The sequence below is a fragment of the Rothia kristinae NBRC 15354 genome, assembly GCF_001570865.1.
GTDB lineage: Bacteria > Actinomycetota > Actinomycetes > Actinomycetales > Micrococcaceae > Rothia > Rothia kristinae.
Map to the genome: position 1 here is coordinate 56,906 of NZ_BCSM01000001.1, position 20,528 is coordinate 77,433.

The 20,528-nt window shown below is 72.0% G+C and carries 18 protein-coding genes and 2 tRNA genes; 2 read left to right on the plus strand and 18 right to left on the minus strand.

Annotation, left to right across the window (positions count from 1 at the left end; translation table 11 throughout):
- Positions 1-47 precede the first annotated feature (47 nt).
- Entirely contained in the window at positions 48-587 is a 540-nt protein-coding gene (locus tag KKR01S_RS10420; RefSeq protein WP_231377303.1) for a DUF3515 family protein, read from the plus strand.
- An 18-nt stretch (positions 588-605) separates the two neighbouring features.
- On the opposite strand, the gene KKR01S_RS00285 is transcribed toward KKR01S_RS10420, so the two are convergent.
- The 9 genes from KKR01S_RS00285 to leuC form a co-directional block, all read right to left on the minus strand.
- On the minus strand, positions 606-1,748 hold the full coding sequence (locus KKR01S_RS00285) for a D-alanine--D-alanine ligase family protein (RefSeq protein ID WP_058731248.1): 1,143 nt from the start codon (positions 1,746-1,748) through the stop codon (positions 606-608).
- 95 nt (positions 1,749-1,843) lie between these two features.
- Positions 1,844-2,596: a succinate dehydrogenase/fumarate reductase iron-sulfur subunit gene (locus KKR01S_RS00290; RefSeq protein ID WP_058731249.1), complete on the minus strand. Its 753-nt coding sequence runs from the start codon at positions 2,594-2,596 to the stop codon at positions 1,844-1,846.
- A complete protein-coding gene (locus tag KKR01S_RS00295; RefSeq protein ID WP_058731250.1) occupies positions 2,593-4,557 on the minus strand; it encodes a fumarate reductase/succinate dehydrogenase flavoprotein subunit in 1,965 nt (654 codons plus the stop codon). The genes KKR01S_RS00290 and KKR01S_RS00295 overlap by 4 nt, the downstream gene beginning before the upstream one ends.
- Entirely contained in the window at positions 4,554-5,324 is a 771-nt protein-coding gene (locus KKR01S_RS00300; protein WP_058731251.1) for a succinate dehydrogenase cytochrome b subunit, read from the minus strand. Before KKR01S_RS00300 ends, KKR01S_RS00295 begins: the two co-directional genes overlap by 4 nt.
- A 250-nt stretch (positions 5,325-5,574) precedes the next feature.
- Positions 5,575-6,702, minus strand: a complete 1,128-nt coding sequence (locus KKR01S_RS00305; protein ID WP_081046039.1) for an NAD(P)H-dependent glycerol-3-phosphate dehydrogenase — start codon at positions 6,700-6,702, stop codon at positions 5,575-5,577.
- 74 nt (positions 6,703-6,776) lie between these two features.
- Complete coding sequence (locus KKR01S_RS00310) at positions 6,777-7,583, minus strand: lysophospholipid acyltransferase family protein (protein WP_081046038.1); 807 nt, start codon at positions 7,581-7,583, stop codon at positions 6,777-6,779.
- 5 nt (positions 7,584-7,588) lie between these two features.
- The gene (gene murA / locus KKR01S_RS00315; protein ID WP_061224989.1) at positions 7,589-8,920 is read right to left on the minus strand and encodes a UDP-N-acetylglucosamine 1-carboxyvinyltransferase; all 1,332 of its coding nucleotides are present in this window, start codon (positions 8,918-8,920) and stop codon (positions 7,589-7,591) included.
- 185 nt (positions 8,921-9,105) lie between these two features.
- A complete protein-coding gene (gene leuD, locus KKR01S_RS00320; RefSeq protein ID WP_058731253.1) occupies positions 9,106-9,705 on the minus strand; it encodes a 3-isopropylmalate dehydratase small subunit in 600 nt (199 codons plus the stop codon).
- A gap of 62 nt (positions 9,706-9,767) precedes the next feature.
- Positions 9,768-11,207 (minus strand): 3-isopropylmalate dehydratase large subunit, encoded by a 1,440-nt coding sequence (gene leuC / locus KKR01S_RS00325; protein WP_061224990.1) that lies wholly within the window; start codon positions 11,205-11,207, stop codon positions 9,768-9,770.
- 236 nt (positions 11,208-11,443) lie between these two features.
- On the opposite strand from leuC, the gene KKR01S_RS00330 reads away from it, so the two are divergent.
- A complete protein-coding gene (locus tag KKR01S_RS00330; RefSeq protein ID WP_058731260.1) occupies positions 11,444-12,169 on the plus strand; it encodes an IclR family transcriptional regulator in 726 nt (241 codons plus the stop codon).
- A 181-nt stretch (positions 12,170-12,350) separates the two neighbouring features.
- Here KKR01S_RS00330 and KKR01S_RS00335 read toward each other — a convergent pair.
- From KKR01S_RS00335 to metG, 9 genes are all read right to left on the minus strand, one after another.
- Positions 12,351-12,423 (minus strand) — tRNA-Glu (locus KKR01S_RS00335).
- A gap of 130 nt (positions 12,424-12,553) precedes the next feature.
- Positions 12,554-12,625, minus strand: a tRNA-Gln gene (locus tag KKR01S_RS00340).
- Positions 12,626-12,790: 165 nt separating this feature from the next.
- Positions 12,791-14,308 carry a glutamate--tRNA ligase gene (gltX, locus tag KKR01S_RS00345; protein ID WP_061224991.1) on the minus strand — a complete coding sequence of 506 codons (1,518 nt, stop codon included), beginning with the start codon at positions 14,306-14,308 and terminating at the stop codon, positions 12,791-12,793.
- Positions 14,309-14,403: 95 nt separating this feature from the next.
- Complete coding sequence (locus tag KKR01S_RS00350; RefSeq protein WP_061224992.1) at positions 14,404-15,183, minus strand: fumarylacetoacetate hydrolase family protein; 780 nt, start codon at positions 15,181-15,183, stop codon at positions 14,404-14,406.
- Between the two features lie 78 nt (positions 15,184-15,261).
- Positions 15,262-16,371: a branched-chain amino acid aminotransferase gene (locus KKR01S_RS00355; RefSeq protein WP_061224993.1), complete on the minus strand. Its 1,110-nt coding sequence runs from the start codon at positions 16,369-16,371 to the stop codon at positions 15,262-15,264.
- 65 nt (positions 16,372-16,436) lie between these two features.
- Positions 16,437-17,513 carry a 3-isopropylmalate dehydrogenase gene (locus KKR01S_RS00360; RefSeq protein WP_061224994.1) on the minus strand — a complete coding sequence of 359 codons (1,077 nt, stop codon included), beginning with the start codon at positions 17,511-17,513 and terminating at the stop codon, positions 16,437-16,439.
- Positions 17,514-17,567: 54 nt separating this feature from the next.
- Positions 17,568-18,176, minus strand: coding sequence for a hypothetical protein (locus KKR01S_RS10650; protein ID WP_061224995.1), 609 nt, complete (start codon positions 18,174-18,176; stop codon positions 17,568-17,570).
- On the minus strand, positions 18,173-18,895 hold the full coding sequence (locus tag KKR01S_RS00370) for a helix-turn-helix domain-containing protein (protein WP_058730605.1): 723 nt from the start codon (positions 18,893-18,895) through the stop codon (positions 18,173-18,175). The genes KKR01S_RS10650 and KKR01S_RS00370 overlap by 4 nt, the downstream gene beginning before the upstream one ends.
- Positions 18,896-18,957: 62 nt before the next feature.
- Complete coding sequence (metG, locus tag KKR01S_RS00375) at positions 18,958-20,508, minus strand: methionine--tRNA ligase (protein ID WP_058730604.1); 1,551 nt, start codon at positions 20,506-20,508, stop codon at positions 18,958-18,960.
- Positions 20,509-20,528: the final 20 nt, after the last annotated feature.

Sequence of the window (20,528 nt, forward strand, 5' to 3'; positions counted from 1 at the left end):
AGACCCGCCGGGTCCTGATCCTCACGGGCACCCTGGCGGGGGCGCTACTGCTCAGCGGCTGCGCGGGGGCGGCCGTGACGCTGGATCCGGCCCCCGATGCCGCGGATCCCGCATGCGCGCCCGCGATGGTGGCCATGCCCACCCAGCTGACCGGTCTGGACCAGCGCGAGACCACCGCCCAGGCCACCACGGCCTGGGGGGATCCGGCGGCGATCGTGCTCAAGTGCGGGGTGCATGTGCAGGAGCCGGTCGCGGATCCGTGCGTGAGCGTCAACGGGGTGGATTGGATCCTGGCCCGGGAGGACGATCAGGCGGACCCGGCGTCGGCGGCCTCGGATTCCCCCACCCGCGCCACCTCCGGCAGTCCGAGCCCCGCGGCCTCCTCCGCGTCGGCAGGCGAACGATCCGAGGACCCGACGGGCACGTGGACCGCGACCACCTTCGGGCGCACCCCGGCGATCCGGGTGACCTTCGACGCCTCGAAGGTGCCCTCCTCCTCCCTGCTCACCGAGCTGGACTCCGCGGTCTCCCAGATCCCGCAGACCAAGAGGTGCCAGTCCGTGCAGGATCTGCAGTACCACCGCTGAGCCCGCAGCGCGCCGGGCTCAGCGCAGTCCGACGGGGCGCTCCAGGGCCAGGCGCAGCAGCTCGTCGACCAGCTGGGCGTAGCCGATGCCGGTCTCCTCCCACATCAGCCGGTACATCGAGATCGGGGTGAACCCGGGCAGGGTGTTGATCTCGTTGATCACGACGCGCTCATCCGTCGTCCAGAAGAAGTCCGCCCGCGCCAGGCCCTCGGCGTCCACGGCGAGGAACGCCCGCACGGCCTGGGCGCGGATGTCATCGCGCACGGGCTGCGGCAGGTCCGCGGGGCAGCGCAGCACGGAGTCCTCGGTCTGGACGTACTTGGTCTCGAAGTCGTACCAGGCGTCCTCCTGCCCGACGACGACCACCTCCCCCGGGTGCGAGGCCCGCGGGGTGTCGTGGTGGTGCCCGTCGAGCACGGCGCACTCGATCTCCCGGCCCTCGATCCCGGCCTCGACCACGACCTTGGGGTCGAACTCCTGGGCCTCGGCGACCGCTGCCTCCAGGTGGGCCCAGTCCTCGACCCGGGTGATCCCGCAGGAGGATCCGGCCCGGGCGGGCTTGACGAACACCGGCAGCCCCAGCTCCCGGACCCGCTCGATGCTCTCCAGCCGGGACCGCTCCCACTGCCGGGCGGTGATGACCCGGTAGGGGCCCACCTGCAGCCCGGCGGCCTCGAAGGCCATCTTCATGAAGTGCTTGTCCATCCCGACGGCCGAGGCCGTGACCCCGGAGCCGACGTAGGGCAGCCCGGCCATCTCCAGCAGGCCCTGGAGGGTGCCGTCCTCCCCGAAGGGACCGTGCAGCAGGGGGAAGACCACGTCCAGGCGGGGGCCCTCGTGGAAGGAGCCGTCGGCCTCGCGCAGCACCAGGTGCTGCCGGTGGGCGGCGGGCCCGCCCAGCGGCAGGTGCACCTCGGGGCCCTGCCCGGTGAACTCCGGGAGAGTGTCGGCCTCGCGGGTCGCGGTCAGCTCCCGCTCATCGGACAGGTGCCAAACCCCATCGCGAGTGATCCCGATCAGCACGGGCTCGTAGGTGCCGCGGTCCAGGGCCTGCAGCACCCCCGCGGCGGTGATCACCGAGATGGCGTGCTCGGAGGAGCGTCCGCCGAACAGGATCCCCACGGTCGTGCGGTCGGTGGCCTGGCTGGTCGCGATGGTCATGGATGCCCTTCGGGTTCACGGGTGCGGCGGACGTCCCCGATCCTACCGCGGGTGGCCCGCTCCGGACCCAGTCCCGGCCGCGACCGGGCCGCCCCTCAGCCGCGGGAACGGCGACGCAGCACGGCCCGGGCCCGCTCCCGGTTGACCGCGCTGATCGCGGACAGCGGGATCCCTGCGGGGCAGACCACCGCGCACTCCCCGTACACGGAGCACGGCCCGAACTCCTCCTCGATCTGCCCGACGACGCCGCGAGCGCGCTCGGTGCGCTCCGGGGCGCCCTGGGGCAGGGTGGCCAGGTGCTCGAGGATGGACCCGGCGTAGAGGTTCGCCGCCCCGTTGGGGCAGGCGGCGATGCAGGCCCCGCAGCCGATGCATGCGGCGAAGTCCAGGGCCCGCTCGGCCTGGTCGTGGCCGATCCGGTCGTCGTCGGCGTCGTGGGCGGTGCCGGCGTCCACGGCGACGAAGCCCCCGGCCTGCACGACCCGGTCCAGGGCCGAGCGGTCCACCACGAGGTCGCGCACGACGGGGAAGGCCCCGGAGCGGAAGGGCTCCAGGCGCACCGTGTCCCCGTCGGAGAAGGAGCGCAGGTGCTGGCGGCAGGAGGGGGTGTTGGCCTCGGGGCCGTGCGGCTGGTCGTTGACCGTGATCCCGCAGGTCCCGCACACCCCCTCGCGGCAGTCGGAGTCGAAGGCCACCGGCTCCCGACCCTCGGCCACCAGCTGGGCGTTGAGGTGGTCCAGCAGCTCCAGGAGGGACATCTCCTCGGCGGCGTCCTCGATGCGGTGGGTCTCGAAGCGCCCGGGTTCCTCGGGTCCGTCCTGGCGCCAGACGTCGATGGTCAGTCTCATGAGTAGTTCCTCGTCTGCAGGGGTACGGCGGTGAAGGTCAGCGGCTCGGCGCGGCGGATGTGCTGCCCGTCGGCTCCGCGCTGCCAGGCGGAGACGAAGCACCAGTGCTCGTCGTCGCGCAGGGCCTCGCCCTGCTCGGTGCGGTGCTCCTCGCGGAAGTGGGCCCCGGCGGATTCGTCCCGGTCCAGGGCGTCCACGCACATCAGCTCGGCCAGCTCCAGGTAGTCCTGCACGCGTCCGGCGTGTTCGAGCTCCTGGTTCAGCCGGTCCCCGGTGCCGACCACGCGCAGGTCCCGGTGGAAGCGCTCGGACAGCTCCCGGATCTCGGCGATGCCGCGGCGCAGCCCCTCGGCGGTGCGCGAGACCCCGCAGCGCCGGTAGAGGATCTCCCCCAGCTGCGCGTGGAAGCTCTCCGGGCTGGTGCTCCCGCCGATGCCCAGCAGGTGCTCGATGCGCTGGCGCACGTCGTCGACGGCGGCGCGCACCGCGGGGTGGTCCCCGTCCAGCGGCTGCTCGCCGAGGTGCCCGGCGAGGTAGTTCGGCACGGAGTACGGGAGGGTGAACCAGCCGTCCACGCAGGCCGAGAGCAGGGAGTTGGCCCCGAGCCGGTTGGCCCCGTGGTAGGCCCAGCCGGCTTCCCCGGCCACGAACAGCCCCGGGATGCTGGACATCTGGTCGTAGTCGGTCCACAGCCCGCCCATCGAGAAGTGCGCGCCGGGGGCGATGCGCATGGGCACCTCGTGGGGGTCCTCCCCGGTGGCGTCGCGGTACATCGCGAAGAGGTTGCCGTAGCGCTCGTCGATGACCCTGGTGCCCAGGCGCTGCAGGGCGTCGCGGAAGTCCAGGTACACGGAGTTGCGCAGGGGCCCGACGCCGTGGCCGGCCTCGATCTGCTCCCGGGCGGCCCGGGAGGCGATGTCCCGCGGGGTGAGGTTGCCGTAGGCGGGGTACTTGCGCTCCAGGTAGTAGTCCCGCTCCTGCTCGGGGATGTCCCCCGGGGCGCGCTCGTCCCCGGCCTCCTTCGGCACCCAGATCCGGCCGTCGTTGCGCAGGGATTCGGACATCAGCGTGGTCTTGGACTGCCACGAGGCGCTGACCGGCAGGGCGGTGGGGTGGAACTGGATGTAGCAGGGCGAGGCGAACAGGGCCCCGCGCCGGTGGGCCCGCCAGGCGGCGGTGGCGTTGGAGTTGCGGGCCAGGGTGGACTTGTGGAACACGTTGCCGTACCCGCCGGTGGCCAGGACCACGGCGTGGGCGGTGTGGGAGAAGACCTCCCCGGTGATCAGGTCCCGCAGCACGACGCCGCGGGCGACGCCGTCGTGGACGATCACGTCCAGCATCTCGCAGTGGGTGTGCAGGTCCACGGAGCCGGCGGCCACCTGGCGCTGCAGGGCGCGGGCCGCGGAGACCTGCAGCTGCTGCCCGGTCTGCCCGCGGGTGTAGTACGTGCGCGAGACCTGCACGCCGCCGAAGGATCGGGTGGCCAGCTGCCCGCCGTACTCCCGGGCGAAGGGCGCGCCGATGGCGTTCATGTGGTCGATCACGCGCACGGACTCCTCGGCCAGGCGGAAGGCGTCGGCCTCCCGGCCGCGGTAGTCCCCGCCCTTGACGGTGTCCTTGACGAAGCGGCGCAGGGAGTCGTTATCCACCTTGCGGGCCCGGGCGGCGTTGATCCCGCCCTGGGCGGCCACCGAGTGGGCGCGGCGGGCGGCGTCGTGGAAGGTGTAGGCCGTGACCCGGTAGCCCAGCTCCCCCAGGGCCGCGGCGCACCCGGCCCCGGCCAGGCCGGTGCCGATCACCACGACCTCGAACTTCCGGCGGTTCAGCGGGGAGACGAGCCGGTACTCGTCGCGCCGGCGGGCCCAGGCGGTGGCCGGGTCTCCCTCCGGGACCTTCCCGTCCACGGGCTCACCGTGCACGATCCGGGGGTCCACGGCGTCCACGTCGATCCTCTGGCTCATCGCACGACTCCTGTCAGTACGGCTAGGGGGATGGAGATGTTGCCGATCATCACGGCCAGCCCGTACGCCCCGCACAACAGCATCACGGTGCCGCGCACGCGCTCGGCGACGGTGATCCCGACGTCGCACAGCGCGGACCACAGCCCGTGGGCCAGGTGCAGGAAGAGCATCACCATGGCCGCGATGTACACCGCGGCGGCCCAGGGCCGGGAGAAGCTGGCGACGAGGTTGGCGTAGGCGTGGCTGGCCTCGGGGGTGGTGTGCTGGAAGCCCTCCGGGGCCACCCCGACCCCGGCGGTCAGATCCAGCAGGTGGAAGACGATGAACAGCAGCAGCACGATGCCGGTGACCGGCATGGTGCGCGCGGCGAAGGAGTCCATCCCGTGCAGGCCGCGCCGGCGGTGGGGGCCGCGGGCGATCCTGGCCCGCCGGGAGATCACCACCGCGCACCACACGTGCAGCACCAGGCAGATCAGCAGCACGGTGCGGAAGATCCACAGGAAGCCCTCATAGGGCAGCAGCGGCTCCAGGAGCGTGCGCAGCCACAGGGCATAGGCGTCGAAGTGCTCGGGCCCGGTGTAGACCTTCAGATTCCCGATCATATGGACCAGGACGAACAGCGCGAAGATCACCCCGGTGACGGCCATGATCCATTTCGCCAGGACCGTGGAGGGCCAGCCCGCGCGCAGCCGGCGGGAGCGCTCGGCGGCGGGCGTCGGTCTCGTGGCGCGGTCGGGCGGTGCGACGGTGCGGGTGCTGGGGCTCATCGCGGGCTCCTGGGCGAGGGCGGTCAGGGTGGGCGGCAGCGCGGGTCTCCGCGATCGCGGAAGCCCGGTCTCACCTGCTGTCGCAACCATTATCTGCATCATCGGCGCAATATTCGGGGATATCGGCGAAGATGACGGCGATGTGACGTCGCGGATATGCTCGGGAGAATTAGCGAAGAATGTTCTGACGCAATTCCCGCGCGGTGCGGATATCCGCCGTCGCCGGGCTCAGCGGCCCGGAGTGCGGGGATCAGTCCCGGTGCGGGGTCTCGGCCTTCAGGCGCCGGCCCAGCAGCATCGGCTGCAGCTGCTCCACCGCGACCCGCCCCTCCAGCACCGCCACGACCGCCTCGACGATCGGCATCTCCACCCCGTGGCGCCGGGCCAGCTCCAGGACCACCCGGGCGGACTTCATGCCCTCCGCGGTCTGGGTCATGCGCGCGGCGACCTCCGCTTCGCTCAGCCCCGCCCCGAGCAGGCGGCCCGCGGTGTGGTTGCGGGACAGCGGGGAGGAGCAGGTGGCTACCAGGTCCCCCATCCCGGCCAGTCCCGCCATGGTCTCCGGGCGCCCGCCCAGGGCCAGGGCCAGGCGCGTGGTCTCGGCCAGGCCGCGGGTCATCACGGAGGCCTTCGAGTTGTCTCCGTAGTCCCGGCCCTCGCAGATCCCCACGCACAGGGCGATGACGTTCTTGACCAGTCCGCCGATCTCCGCCCCCACCACATCCGCGGAGGTGTACGGGCGGAAGTACGGGGCGTTGCACGCGGCCGCGGCCCGCGCGGCTACGTCGGCGTGTCGGGCGGCCACCACGGAGGCGGTGGGCTGCTCCTGGATGATCTCCCGGGCGAGGTTCGGCCCGGAGAGCACGGCGACCCGCTCGATCGCCCCGGGCAGCACCTGGTCGACCACCTCGGACATCCGCAGGCCGGTGCCCCGCTCCAGGCCCTTGGCCAGGGAGATCAGCACGGCCTCGGGGGCCACCGCCTCGCGCACGGCCTCCAGCTGCGCGCGCAGGGCCTGGGCGGGCAGCCCCAGCACGACGACGTCGGCCCCGTCCAGCACGGCCGCGGCGTCGGAGGAGAACTCCAGCGCCTCGGGCAGGCGGGTGTGCGGGAAGTAGCGGTCGTTGGTGCGCAGGCGCTGGGCCTGTTCCATGGCCTGGGCGTCCCGGCCCCACACGGCCACCGGCCAGGGGCTTCGGGTCTGGGCTCCGGCGTCGGCGGTGATCTTGGCGAAGGCCGTGCCCCAGCTGCCCGCCCCCAGCACCGCCACCTTCCCCGGGAGCCCGCCCTGCGGGGCCGGGTCCGGGGCGAGGTCGGGGTGCGGTGCTGCGTCGACGTGGCGTGCGGCGTCGGGGTGCGGTGCGGGCTGTGCGGTCATCGTCGTCCTCCTCCATCCCGGACCGTGGGCCCGAGGATCAGCCGGGGCCCGGTCTGGCACCGGACTCCCGGGATTCAGCGCTCGGGGTGGCTCACGCGCCGGCCCTGTCGGGGATCCCAGCGCCCGGGCGGGGCGCTCTCCCCGCGCAGCTGCTCCAGCAGCTGCGTGATCGCGGACATCATCCGCTCGGTGGTCTCGGTCAGCACCGCGCGGTCCACGTGCTGGGTGCGATCCTCGCCCACCAGATCGGACAGCTCCAGCGGCGCCCCGATGAGGGTGCGCACGCTCTTGCGCGGCAACAGGCGGGGCCGACTCGCGTGCGGGGGCAGCAGCTCCTGGTCGCCCCAGTGGGCCACCGGGATCACCGGCGCCCCGGTGGCCAGGGCGAGCCGGGCCGCCCCGGTGCGCCCGGCCATGGGCCACAGGTCCGGGTCCCGGGTGAGGGTGCCCTCCGGGTAGATGATCACCGCTCCCCCGGCGTCCACCACGGCGCGGGCCGCCTTCAGGGACCTGCTGGCGTCCATGGACCCGCGGAAGACGGGGATCTGGGCGGTGGCCCGTAGCAGCGCGCCCAGCACCGGGACCCGGAACAGGGACTCCTTAGCCAGGAAGCGCGGGATCGTGCCGGAGCGGTAGACGGGGTAGGCCACGGTCAGCGGATCCACCTCGGTCACGTGGTTGGCCACGACGATGTAGCCGCCGTCGCGGCGCAGGTGCTCTTCACCCGACCAGGATTTGCGCAGCGCCAGGGAGTACACCGCGCGCACCACCGTGGCCGCCACGTGGAACAGGGCATCCCCGGCCCTAGTGGGGCCGTTGCCGGTGGCGCGGGCCGCCGCCGCGGTGCCGTGACCGCTCGGGCCGGGCTGCTGGGAGGCCATCCGGATCAGCGTCCCGCGGCGTCGTCGACGTCGAAGCGCGCGCCCAGGGCCTGCAGCTTGTCCACGAAGCGCTCGTAGCCGCGGTTGATCAGCTCCACCCCGGTGACCTTCGAGTCGCCCTCGGCCGCCAGGGCCGCGATGAGGTGGCTGAAGCCGCCGCGCAGGTCCGGGATGTTGATGTCCGCCCCGTGCAGCGGGGTCGGTCCGGAGATGACGGCCGAGTGCAGGAAGTTGCGCTGCCCGAAGCGGCAGGGCACCGAGCCCAGGCACTCGCGGTGCAGCTGGATGGAGGCGCCCATCCGGTTCAGGGCGGTGGTGAAGCCGAAGCGGTTCTCGTACACGGTCTCGTGCACGATGGACACGCCGTCGGCCTGGGTCAGGGCCACCACGAGCGGCTGCTGCCAGTCCGTCATGAACCCGGGGTGCACGTTGGTCTCCACGATCAGCGGGTTCAGCTTGCCCCCGGGGTGGAAGAACCGGATGCCCTCGTCGGTGATGTCCAGGCCGCCGCCGAGCTTCCGGAAGGTGTTCAGGTAGGCCATCATGTCCCCCTGGCGGGCCCCGCGCACGAAGATGTCCCCGCCGGTGGCCAGGGCCGCGGAGCCCCAGGAGGCCGCCTCGATGCGGTCCGGCAGCGCCTTGTGGTTGTACCCGGACAGCTCGGGCACGCCCTCGATGTGGATGACCCGGTCCGTCTGCACGGTGATGATCGCGCCCATCTTCTGCAGGATCGCGATCAGGTCCATGATCTCCGGCTCGGTCGCGGCGTTGCGCAGCTCGGTGTTGCCCTCCGCGCGGGTCGCGGTCAGCAGCACCTGCTCGGTCGCCCCCACGGAGGGGTAGGGCAGCTCGATCTTGGCGCCCTTCAGACCCTTGGGGGCGATCATGCGGATGCCGGAGGGCAGCTTGTCCACCTCGGCGCCGAAGTTGCGCAGCACCTGCAGGTGGTAGTCGATGGGCCGGTCCCCGATCTTGCATCCGCCCAGATCCGGGATGAAGGCCTCGCCGATGGCGTGCAGCAGCGGGCCGCACAGCAGGATCGGGATGCGGGAGTCCCCGGCGTGGGCGTCGATGTCCGCGTGCTGGGCCACGGAGACGTTGGTCGGGTCCAGGGTCAGGTCCCCGTTGTCCGGGTCCTTGGTGACGGTGACCCCGTGCAGGGACAGCAGGTCGGTGACGACCGTGACGTCCTTGATCTCCGGGACGCTGCGCAGGAGCGAGGGGCTGGCGCCCAGCAGCGCCGCGACCATGGCCTTGGGGACGAGGTTCTTGGCCCCGCGCACGGCCACCTCACCGCGGAGGGGCTCACCGCCCTTGATGTTCAAAGCGCCGATCATAGCTGTCCAATCGTGAGGGGAACGCCGCGCGGTCTGGCCGCGGCCCGAGCAGCCCTCACCAGCGCCGATGGTCGCGGAAAGGACGTCCCCAGATTATTTCAGTTTCACGTCCAGGCCAATTCCCCGGACCGGCGACCGGGGTGGATTCGCCCCGCGCGCACCGGCTGCGGGGCCGGCGCGACCCCTCAGGTGCGCACCGGCAGGGTGCGGGGCTTGAAGCTGGCCCGCCGGGCTTCGAAGTCCTCGATCTCCTGCTCGTGGGAGAGGGTCAGGGAGACGTCGTCCAGCCCCTCCATCAGCCGCCAGCGCGTGTACTCGTCGATCCGGAAGGGCACCTGCAGCCCGCCGCAGACCACGGTGCGCTCGGTGAGGTCCACCGTGATCTGCCGGCCCGGCTCCTCCTCGATGGCCTTCCACAGCAGCTCGACGTCGGGCTGCTCGACCTGGGCGGCCACCAGTCCCTGCTTGCCGGCGTTGCCGCGGAAGATGTCGGCGAACCGGGCGGAGATGACCACGCGGAAGCCGTAGTCCTTCAGCGCCCAGACGGCGTGCTCCCGGGAGGAGCCGGTGCCGAAGTCCGGTCCGGCCACCAGCACGGAGGCGGCCCGGAAGGCCGGCTGGTTGAGCACGAAGTCGGGGTCCTTGCGCCAGCCGGCGAACAGGGCGTCGTCGAATCCGGTCTTGGTGATCCGCTTCAGGTAGACGGCGGGGATGATCTGATCGGTGTCCACGTTGCCCGCGCGCAGCGGGGCGGCGATGCCGGTGTGGCGGGTGATGGGTTCCATGACGGGGCCTTCTTCGACGAAAGGGGCGGGAATCGAGGATCCGCTCGGGAGCGCGGCGGGGCTCAGGCGGGCACCGGCTGTGCGGCGGGCAGGTCGGCCGGGGAGCTCAGGGTCCCGCGCACCGCGGTCGCCGCGGCGACCAGCGGGGAGACCAGGTGGGTGCGTCCGCCCTTGCCCTGGCGTCCCTCGAAGTTGCGGTTGGAGGTCGAGGCGCAGCGCTCCCCCGGGGCCAGCTGGTCCGGGTTCATGCCCAGGCACATCGAGCAGCCGGCGAAGCGCCATTCCGCGCCGAACTCGGTGAAGATCCGATCCAGGCCCTCCTCCTCGGCCTGCAGGCGCACCCGGGCGGAGCCGGGCACGACCATCATCCGCACCCCCTCGGCCTTGGTGCGCCCGCGCAGGATCTCGGCGGCCGCGCGCAGGTCCTCGATCCGGGAGTTGGTGCACGAGCCGAGGAACACGGTGTCCACCGGGATCTCCTTCATGGGGGTCCCGGGCCGCAGGTCCATGTACTGCAGGGCCTTGGCCGCGGAGGCCTGGGCGCTCTCCTCCGCGAAGCTGCCCGGATCCGGCACGGCCTCGGACAGCGGCACCCCCTGGCCGGGGTTGGTGCCCCAGGTGACGAAGGGCTCCAGGGCGTCGCCGTCGATGACGACCTCGGCGTCGAAGCCCGCGCCCTCGTCCGTGCGCAGGGAGCGCCAGTACTGCACCGCCCGCTCCCATTCCTGCCCCTGCGGGGCGTGCGGGCGGTCCTTGAGGTAGGCGAAGGTGGTCTCATCCGGGGCGACCATCCCGGCCCGGGCTCCGGCCTCGATCGACATGTTGCAGATGGTCATCCTGCCCTCCATGGACAGCTCCTCGATCGCGGATCCCCGGTACTCCAGGACGTATCCCTGCCCGCCGCCGGTGCCGATCTTCGCGATGACCGCCAGGATGATGTCCTTGGCGGTGACCCCGGGCTTCAGGTGCCCGTCCACGGTGATCGCCATGGTCTTGAACGGGGCCAGGGACAGCGTCTGGGTGGCCATCACGTGCTCGACCTCGCTGGTGCCGATGCCGAAGGCCAGGGCCCCGAAGGCCCCGTGGGTGGAGGTGTGCGAGTCCCCGCACACCACGGTCATGCCGGGCTGGGTCAGCCCCAGCTGGGGGCCGACGACGTGCACGATGCCCTGCTCGGCATCGCCCAGGGAGTGGATGCGCACCCCGAACTCGGCGGCGTTGGCCCGCAGCGTCTCGATCTGCTGGCGGGAGGTCTGGTCCGCGATGCGCCGGAAGATGTCCTGGGTGGGGGTGTTGTGGTCCTCGGTGGCGATGGTCAGGTCCGGGCGGCGCAGGCGCCGCCCGGCCAGGCGCAGCCCCTCGAAGGCCTGCGGGGAGGTGACCTCGTGGAGCAGGTGCAGGTCGATGTAGATGAGGTCCGGCGCGCCGTCCTGCCCGGTGACGACGCGGTGGTCCTCCCAGACCTTCTCGGCCAGGGTGCGGGGGCGGGATGCCTCGGCCATGTCCTTGCTCCTTCTCGATGCCGCGCCGCGAGGGGCGGCGCGAAGTGTGCTCGGTGACTCATTGTGCCGAGGGATCGGGTAGGCTTCCAGGAAATGGACCAGCCTTCCACCATTTGAGATCGGAGACGTCGACCATGAGCACCAGCACCACGCCGAGCGACCCCGAGGGGCCCACCGGGATCCACCCGGAGGAATCCGGGGAGCGCATCCTCGGAGGCCTGGGCACCGCGGATCCCATGAGCGTGGCCGTGCGGCCCAGCGGCGTCGGGGTTCTGGACAAGGCCACCCACATCCTGGACTGCCTGGAGGCCGGCCCGGCCTCCCTGGCGCAGCTGGTGGAGGCCACCGGGCTGGCCCGGCCCACCGCGCACCGCCTGGCCGTGGCCCTGACCCATCACCGCCTGGTGGCCCGGGACGTGCAGGGCCGCTTCGTGCTGGGCCCGCGCCTGGGAGAGCTGGCCGCCGCCTCCGGGGAGGATCGGCTCTTCGCCGCGGCCGGGCCGGTGCTGAACCAGCTGCGCAACGCCACGGGGGAATCCGCGCAGGTCTACCGCCGTCAGGGCGAATGGCGGATCTGCGTGGCCAGCGCAGAGCGCCCCATCGGGCTGCGGGACACGATCCCGGTGGGCACGCAGCTGTCCATGAAGGCCGGATCGGCCGCGCAGGTGCTCATCGCCTGGGAGGATCATCACCGGCTGCTGGAGGGGCTGCGCCAGGCGCGCTTCTCGGCCACGGTGCTGGCGGCGGTGCGCCGTCGGGGCTGGGCGCAGTCGGTGGGCGAGCGGGAGCGGGGCATCGCCTCGGTCTCGGCCCCGGTGCGCAACCCGGCCGGCAAGGTGATCGCCGCGGTGTCGATCTCCGGTCCCATCGAGCGGCTGTCCCGTCAGCCGGGGCGCCTGCACGCCGACGTCGTCTGCCAGGCCGCCCGCCAGCTCAGCGACGCCCTGCGCGCCCAAGCCTGAGCGGGGCGGGTGGGCGGCGGGCAGGCCCGGGCCGTCCGTTCGCAACCGGCGGCCCGGGCGCCCGCCCCCGAGACCGGCGATCCATGCCCGCGGCATCACCGAGGAAGGGCGGAAGAATCGGGGCGGAGACGAGAGAAGCCCGGCAGAACATCTGTTCTGCCGGGCTTCTCATCTTAGGCCGTGACCCCAACCGGATTCGAACCGGTGTTGCCGCCGTGAGAGGGCGGAGTACTAGGCCGCTATACGATGGGGCCGGAAGCATTTCCCCGGGGAATCCCCCGGCGTCCTGCGCCTCGAAAAACTCTACCGAATCCGTGAGATCCTGCAAAATCCATTCTCGGTGAAGCTTCTCACATCCGAGCTTTCAGATGCCTGAGCGCTTCGCTGGGATACCAGGACTCGAACCTAGAATGACGGTACCAGAAACCGTTGTGTTGCCAATTACACCATATCCCATCGCTGCCGGATGGCCGACCTTTCGGCCCGCTTCCATCGCTGCAACGGACATTCACTCTACCGACACCCCGCGGGGCGCGCAACTCGAGGCCGCGTGTCCTCCCCCACAGAGCAGCGCCGCCGCGCCCTCCCCGCTGCGGGACGGGCGCGGCGGCGTCGGCCGGGTCAGTCCGCGGTCCCGCCGAGCTCGGCGCGCAGCGCGTCGATGCGCGCCAGGGAGGAGTCCCGGCCCAGGATCTCCAGAGACTCGAACAGCGGCGGGGAGATCCGGGCCCCGGAGACCGCGATGCGCACGGGCCCGAAGGCCAGGCGCGGCTTGATCCCCAGGCCCTCCACGATGGCGTCTCGCAGGGCCTGCTCGATCGGGGCGGCCTCCCAGGTCTGCAGGTCCCCCAGCGCGGCCCGTGCGGCGTCGAGCACCTGGGGGGCGGACTCCTTCAGCTGCTTGCGGGCGTCCTCGGCGATCTCGATCTGGTCGTCTGCGCGGAACAGGAACCCCAGCAGCCCCGGGGCCTCCCCCAGCAGCTGCATCCGCTCCTGCACCAGCGGCGCCGCCGCGTGCAGGATCTCCCGCTCCCGGTCGCTGAGGCTCTCGTGCACGATGCCGGCCTCGCGCAGATACGGGATCAGCCGCTCCTCGAACTCATCCCGGCCCAGCAGGCGGATGTGGGAGCCGTTGATCGCCTCGGCCTTCTTCACGTCGAAGCGCGCCGGGTTGGCCAGCACGTCGCGGACGTCGAAGTGCTCGACCATCTCCTGCAGGGAGAACACGTCCTGATCCGAGGACAGGGACCAGCCCAGCAGCGCCAGGTAGTTGACCAGGCCCTCCTTGATGAACCCTGCCTCGCGCAGCAGGAAGAGGTTGGACTCCGGGTCCCGCTTCGACAGCTTCTTGTTGCCCTGGCCCATCACGTAGGGCAGGTGGCCGAACTCCGGGATGAACTCGGCGACGCCGATCTGCACCAGCGCCCGGTACAGCGCGATCTGCCGCGGCGTCGAGGAGAGCAGGTCCTCTCCGCGCAGCACGTGGGTGATGCCCATCAGCGCGTCGTCCACGGGGTTGACCAGAGGGTACAGGGGCTTGCCGTTGGCCCGGACCACCACGTAGTCGGGCACGGAGCCGGCCTTGAAGGTGATCTCCCCGCGGACCAGGTCGTGGAAGGTGATGTCCTCATCCGGCATCCGCAGGCGCAGCACCGGCTGGCGGCCCTCGGCGCGGAACGCGGCCTTCTCCTCCTCGGTGAGGTTCCGGTCGTGGTTGTCGTAGCCGAGCTTGGGGTCCTCGCCGCGCTCGCGGTGGCGCTGCTCGACCTCCTCGAGGGTGGAGAAGTCCTCGTAGACCAGGCCCGCGGCCACGAGCTTGTCGATGACCTCGGCGTAGATCTCCCCGCGCTGGGACTGGCGGTACGGCTCGTGCGGCCCGCCGACGCCGACGCCCTCGTCCCAGTCGATGCCGAGCCAGTGCAGGGCCTCGATGACCTGCTGGAAGGACTCCTCGGAGTCCCGGGCGGCGTCGGTGTCCTCGATGCGGAACACCAGCGTGCCGCCGGTGTGCCGGGCGTAGGCCCAGTTGAACAGGGCCGTGCGGACCATGCCCACGTGCGGGGTGCCGGTGGGCGAAGGGCAGAAGCGCACGCGCACGGGGCGGTTTCCGCTCACGGTGGGGGTGATGGCGTCGGACATATCGGTGTTCAGCTCAGCTCTCTCGTGCGATGTTTCGGTGCGATGGTTCGTGTGATGGCGGGAGGGGGGGCGCCCGGGAGGGGGTGCTCGGCGGCTCAGGCGTCCCGGAAGGTGTTCACCAGCGGCCCGCCGATCCCCTCGATCTCGATCTCGACCTCCTGCCCGTCCCGGACCAGGCCCACCCCGTCCGGGGTGCCGGTGAGGATCACGTCCCCGGGCAGCAGGGTGAAGGCCTCGGAGACGGCGGCCACCAGCTCAGGCACGGAGAAGACCATGTCCGCGGTGGTCCCGTCCTGCACGAGGTCCCCGTCCAGCCAGGTGCGGATGGACAGCTCCTCGGTGTTCAGCTCGGTCTGGATCCACGGGCCCAGCGGGCAGGCACCGTCGAAGCCCTTGGCGCGCGCCCACTGCAGGTCCGTGCGCTGCAGGTCCCGGGCGGTGAGGTCGTTGGCCGCGGTGTAGCCGAAGACCACCTCCGGCACCCGCTCGACCGGCACGGACTTGGCCATGCGCCCGATCACCACGGCAAGCTCGGCCTCGTAGGAGACCTCCTCGCTGGCTTCGGGCAGGGTAATGGGGTCCCCGGGCCCGGCCACCGCGGTATTGGGCTTAAGGAACAGCTGCGGGGTGCTCGGGGTCGCGTTTCCCAGCTCCTCGGCGTGCCCGCTCCAGTTGCGCGCGACCCCGACGATCTTGGAGCGCGGGATGATCGGGGAGACGAGGCGGACGTCGTCGATCGCGTAGGTCTGCCGGGTGGGCTGGATGCCGGTGTAGAAGGGATCGCCGGCCAGGACGGTCAGGATCTCCTCCCCCGGCCCACCGTCCACGCGGCCGAAGTGCAGTTCGTTCTCGGCGGTGAATCTCGCGATGCGCATGGCTCCCAGCCTAGCGCGTGGCCGCCCGGCCGACGCCGCGAGGGTGCGGCGCCGGCCGGGCGGGAGGCGGCCGTCAGGTCACAGGACCCGGTGCATCCACCCGTAGGGGTCCTCGACGGTGCCGTGCTGGATGCCCACCAGCTGATCGCGCAGCCAGGTGGTGATCTCCCCGTTGGTCTGCGCCGGGGCGGGGATCTCCCCGCGCTCGGAGAGCAGCCGGCCCATGGGGGCGATCACCGCGGCGGTGCCGCAGGCGAAGATCTCGGCGATCTGCCCGGAGGCGACGCCCTCACGCCACTCCCCCAGGGTCACGGTGCGCTCCTCGACCTCGATCCCGTGGTCCTGGGCCAGGTGGATCACGGAGTCGCGGGTGATGCCGGGCAGGATGGTGCCGGTCAGCTCCGGGGTCACCAGCTTCCCATCGCGGGTGACGAAGAACACGTTCATTCCGCCGAGCTCCTCAACGGCGTCCTCGCGGTTCCGGTCGGTGAAGATCACCTGCTTGCAGCCCTGCGCCTCGCCCTCCAGCTGGGGCAGCAGGCTGGCGGCGTAGTTGCCGCCGCACTTGGCGAATCCGGTGCCGCCGGCGTGGGTCCGCGCCCAGGTGGTGGACAGCCAGATGTCCACCGGCTCGGGGGTGCCGAAGTAGTTGCCCGCCGGGGAGGCGATGACCTCGTAGAGCACCTCCCGGGAGGGACGCACCCCGAGGAAGGGCTCGGTGGCGATCATGAAGGGCCGCAGGTACAGGGAGGTGCCCTCCCCGTCGGGGATCCAGCGGTGATCGCGGCGCACGAGCTCGTCCAGGGAGGCCAGGAACAGCTCCGGGGGCAGGGCGGGCAGGGTCAGGCGCTCGGCCGAGCGGTTCAGCCGAGCCGCGTTGGCCTCGGGGCGGAACAGCCACACGGAGCCGTCGGCGTGCCGGTAGGCCTTCAGGCCCTCGAAGACCTCCTGGCCGTAGTGGAACACGGCGCTGGCAGGGTCCAGCTGCAGCGGCGCGCGGGGTTCGATCCGCGGGTCCGTCCAGGTGCCCTCCTCCGGGCTGCGCCCGCTCCACCGGATCGCGGCGACGTAGTCCGTGGCGTGGTCCCCGAAGCCCGGATCGGCGAGGATCTCCCGACGCCGGGCATCGCTGACCGGATCGGTGTTCTCGACGAAGCGGAAGGAGGGCTGGGGCTGCTCGGGGGTCATGGGAGGGGTTCCTCGTTTCGGTGCTGGGATGGCGGGTTTCTCGGGGGCGGCGGGCGGTCGGGCGGTCACAGGCGGGTCAGGATGGCCTCCCCGATCTCGGCGGTGGAGCGTTCGGCTCCGGAGCGCTCCCGCAGGTCGGCTTCCACGGCCCGCTCGATGCCGGCGGCCGCCGCCTCCATCCCGCGGTGGCGCAGCAGGAGCGCGCCGGCCAGGATCGCCGCGGTGGGATCGGCGATCCCCCGTCCCGCGATGTCCGGGGCCGAGCCGTGCACGGGCTCGAACATCGAGGGGTGGGCCCCGGAGGCGTCGATGTTCCCGCACGCGGCGTATCCGATGCCTCCGGTGATCGCCCCGGCCTGGTCGGTGAGGATGTCCCCGAAGAGGTTGTCCGTGACGATCACGTCGAAGCGGGAGGGGTCCGTGGTCAGGAAGATCGTCGCCGCATCCACGTGCAGGTAGTCCACGGCGACGTCGGGATGCTCGGCGGCCAGCTCGTCGAGGATCCGGGAGTACAGCCGCCCCGCGTGCACGAGGACGTTGGTCTTGTGCACCAGGGTCAGGCGCCGGCGCCGGGTCTCGGCCAGCTCGAAGGCGTAGCGCACGAGGCGGCGGATCCCGTGGGCCGTGTTCACGGAGACCTCGGTGGCGATCTCGTGATCGGTGCCGGTGCGCAGGGAGCCGCCGCTGCCGGTGTAGGGCCCCTCGGTGCCCTCGCGCACGACGACGAAGTCGATCTCCCCCGGATCGCGCAGCGGCGAGACGGCCCCGGGCAGCAGCCGGGAGGGGCGCAGGTTGACGTAGTGGTCGAAGGCGAAGCGCAGGCGCAGGAGGATCTCCCGCTCCACGAGCCCGGAGGGCACCTCGGCCGACCGCGGATCCGCCCCGACGGCGCCGAACAGGATCGCGTCGTGTTCGGCCAGCCGAGCGAGGGTGCCCTCGGTGAGGGTCTCCCCGGTGCGCAGCCAGTGCTCGGCGCCCAGGGCGTACTCGGTGGAGCGCACGGCGACGCCCTCGGTCTCGGCCGCGCGCACCAGCACGCGGTGGGCCTGCTCGGTCACCTCGGGGCCGATCCCGTCCCCGGGGATGACGGCCAGGTCCAGCGCGGCGGAGGAGGGGGCGGGGGGCTCAGACGTGGTGGGCATGACACCACGGTAGTCCTCGGGTCCTCGCGGAAACCGCATCCTGGACACCCCGTCTCACGATGTGAACCCCAGTCCCCGGTGGGCGGCCCCGCGCACGGCGAGCCAGGCCAGCCCGGCCCAGGCGGCCGCCCACAGCACCGAGGCGAAGGTGCCGACGATGAAGCGCTCGGCTCCCGCCCCGCCGCGCAGCTGCCCGAGGCGTCCCAGCCCCTTGATCGCCGCGATCACGCCGAGCCCGGCCGGCCAGCCCAGCAGCAGCGCGGCGAAGACCGCGGCCCGCTCCAGCAGCCCGATCCACAGTCCGCCGCGCAGCACGGGATCCCGCTCCGGATCCTGCGGCTCAGACGGGCCGGCCGAGCCGTCGGGAATCGTCGTGCGGTGGGCCAGCCCGAGCACGGCGGCGCTGACGACCGATCCGCCCGGGGCCGCCGCTCCCGCGCACCCGAGCACGAGCAGCAGGACCTCGACGGCGCCGAGGCTGGGCGCCTGGCCTGCGAGCGTGCCGGGATCGGCGAGCAGCAGCACCGCGCACACCACCAGCAGGGCCAGCAGCACGGCCGCCCAGGCCACCCGCCGCCGCGTGGAGGCCAGCGGCACGCGCAGGCAGGTGACGGCCCCGATGAAGGCGGCGGTCAGGGACAGGACGAGGGCGATGAAGGTCATGGTCTGCTCCCATCGGTCGGTGTGCCGGAGGTCCGAGGATTCGAGGCCCGGGCCTCGGAGCCCTCGCGCGCCTCGAGGGCCGCGGCCAGCGCGACGGCGTGGCCCATGACCTCCTCGAGTGGGCGGTACAGGGCGGTGTCCAGCCGCTCGGAGACGGCCTGCTGGGTGATGCCAAGCCGGGCCGCGGCCTCGGCCTGGGTCAGGCCGGTCAGCGCCAGGTCGTAGGCCTGCCGCGTGGTCTCGCGCTGCCGAGCGCGCACCCGCAGGATCAGGCGCAGCTGGGCCTGCACGGCGGCGGCCAGATCCGGTGCACCCGGCCGGGGTGCATCCGGGTCCGGTTCCGCGGAAGATGGCCCGGCAGGGTCGGCGTCGGCGGGGCCGCCCTGGAAGCCCAGGTGCGAGGGGTCGGCCTTGGCCTGCTCGACGGCGGTGCGCGCCCGGAGGAAGGCGGGGCCGCGCCCGGCCCGGGAATCCGGCTGCCCCGCCGGGAGGCGGGCCGGGCCCTGCCCGATCCCGCAGTGCCACCGGCCGGTCAGGGCCAGCTCCACCGCGCAGCGCAGCGCGTCCCGGGCCTCATCGAACACCGCCTGGGCCTCATCCCCGGCGGTCCGGGCGAAGGGCAGGCGGGCGCGATCCGCCCAGGGGGCGCCGTCCAGCTCCGGGATGCGATCCGGGTGGTGGCGGGAGTCGATCTGATCGACCGTGAGCACGAACACCATGGAACGATCCTACAAGGCCATAGCCTTGTGTGCACCCCTCACAAGGCAGGAGCCTTGTCTGCTCAGGACTCGGGCAGCTCCACGCGGGGGAAGATCCCCTGCGGACTGGGCAGCTCGGTGCCGGGGCGGATGCGCTGCTCGACGGCGGAGAACATCCGCGCCGAGCCCTCCTCTTGGCCCAGCTGATCCAGGAGCCGGGCCATCGACGTCGGCATCACCGGCTGCACCAGCAGCGCCACGATCCGCAGGACCTCCAGCGTCGTGGCCAGCACGGCCGCCATCCGCTCCGGGTCCGCCTTGCGCAGCTTCCACGGCTCCTGGGCGGTGAAGTAGCGGTTGGCCTCGGCGATCACCCGCCAGATCCGATCCAGCGCGCGGTGGAAGTCCAGGACCTCCAGGTCCCGGCGCACCGCCGGCAGCAGCGCGTCGGCGGCCTGAAGCAGGGCGGCGTCCTCCGGGGTCGGCTCCCCGGCCTCCGGGACCTTTCCCCCGCAGTTCTTCGCGACCATGGACAGCGAGCGCTGGGCGAGGTTGCCCAGGTCGTTGGCCAGGTCCGAGTTGATCCGCGAGACGATCGCCGGGGCGCTGTAGGAGCCGTCCTGGCCGAAGGTGACCTCGCGCAGCAGGAAGAACCGCAGCGGGTCCACCCCGAAGGAGTCCACCAGCTGCGCCGGATCCAGCACGTTGCCCACGGACTTGGACATCTTGGCCCCGTCCACGAGCAGGAAGCCGTGGGCGAAGACGTTGCGGGGCAGCTCGATGCCGGCCGACCAGAGGAAGGCCGGCCAGTAGACCGTGTGGAAGCGGATGATGTCCTTGCCGATCACGTGGAAGTCCGCCGGCCAGTAGCGGCGGAACATCTCGCCGTCGACGTCCGGGAAGCCCAGGCCGGTGAGGTAGTTGGTGAGGGCGTCCACCCACACATACATGATGTGCTTCGGATCCCCCGGCACGGGGATGCCCCAGTCGAAGGTGGTCCGGGAGATGGACAGATCCCGCAGCCCCGAGGCCACGAAGGAGGCGACCTCGTTGCGCCGGTGCTCCGGCATGGCCAGGCCCTCGGTGCGGTACAGCTCCAGCAGGCGGTCCTGGTACTTGGAGAGGCGGAAGAAGTAGGACTCCTCCTCCGTCCACTCCACCTCGGTGTCGGTGGGGATCGCGTAGCGCACCCCGTCCGAGCGTAGCTCCGTCTCCTCCTCGGCGTAGAAGGCCTCATCGCGCACCGAATACCACCCGGCGTAGGTGTCCAGGTAGATGTCCCCGTTGGCCTCCATGCGCCGCCACATCTCCTGGCAAGCGGCCGCGTGGTCGGGATCCGTGGTGCGGATGAACCGGTCGTAGCTGATCCCCAGCAGATCGTCCATGGCCCGGATCTTCGCGGAGTTGGCGTCGGCCAGCTCCTTGGCGGTGATGCCCTGCTTAGCCGCGGAGGTCTGCATCTTCTGTCCGTGCTCATCCGTGCCGGTCTGGAATCGCACGTCGTAGCCGTCCAGGCGCTTGAACCGGGCCAACACGTCGCAGGCGATGTGCTCGTAGGCGTGGCCGATGTGCGGATCCCCGTTGGGGTAGACGATCGCGGTGGTGAGGTAGTACGGATCGGCGGGTGAAGTCATGGCTCCCACTGTATCGAGGT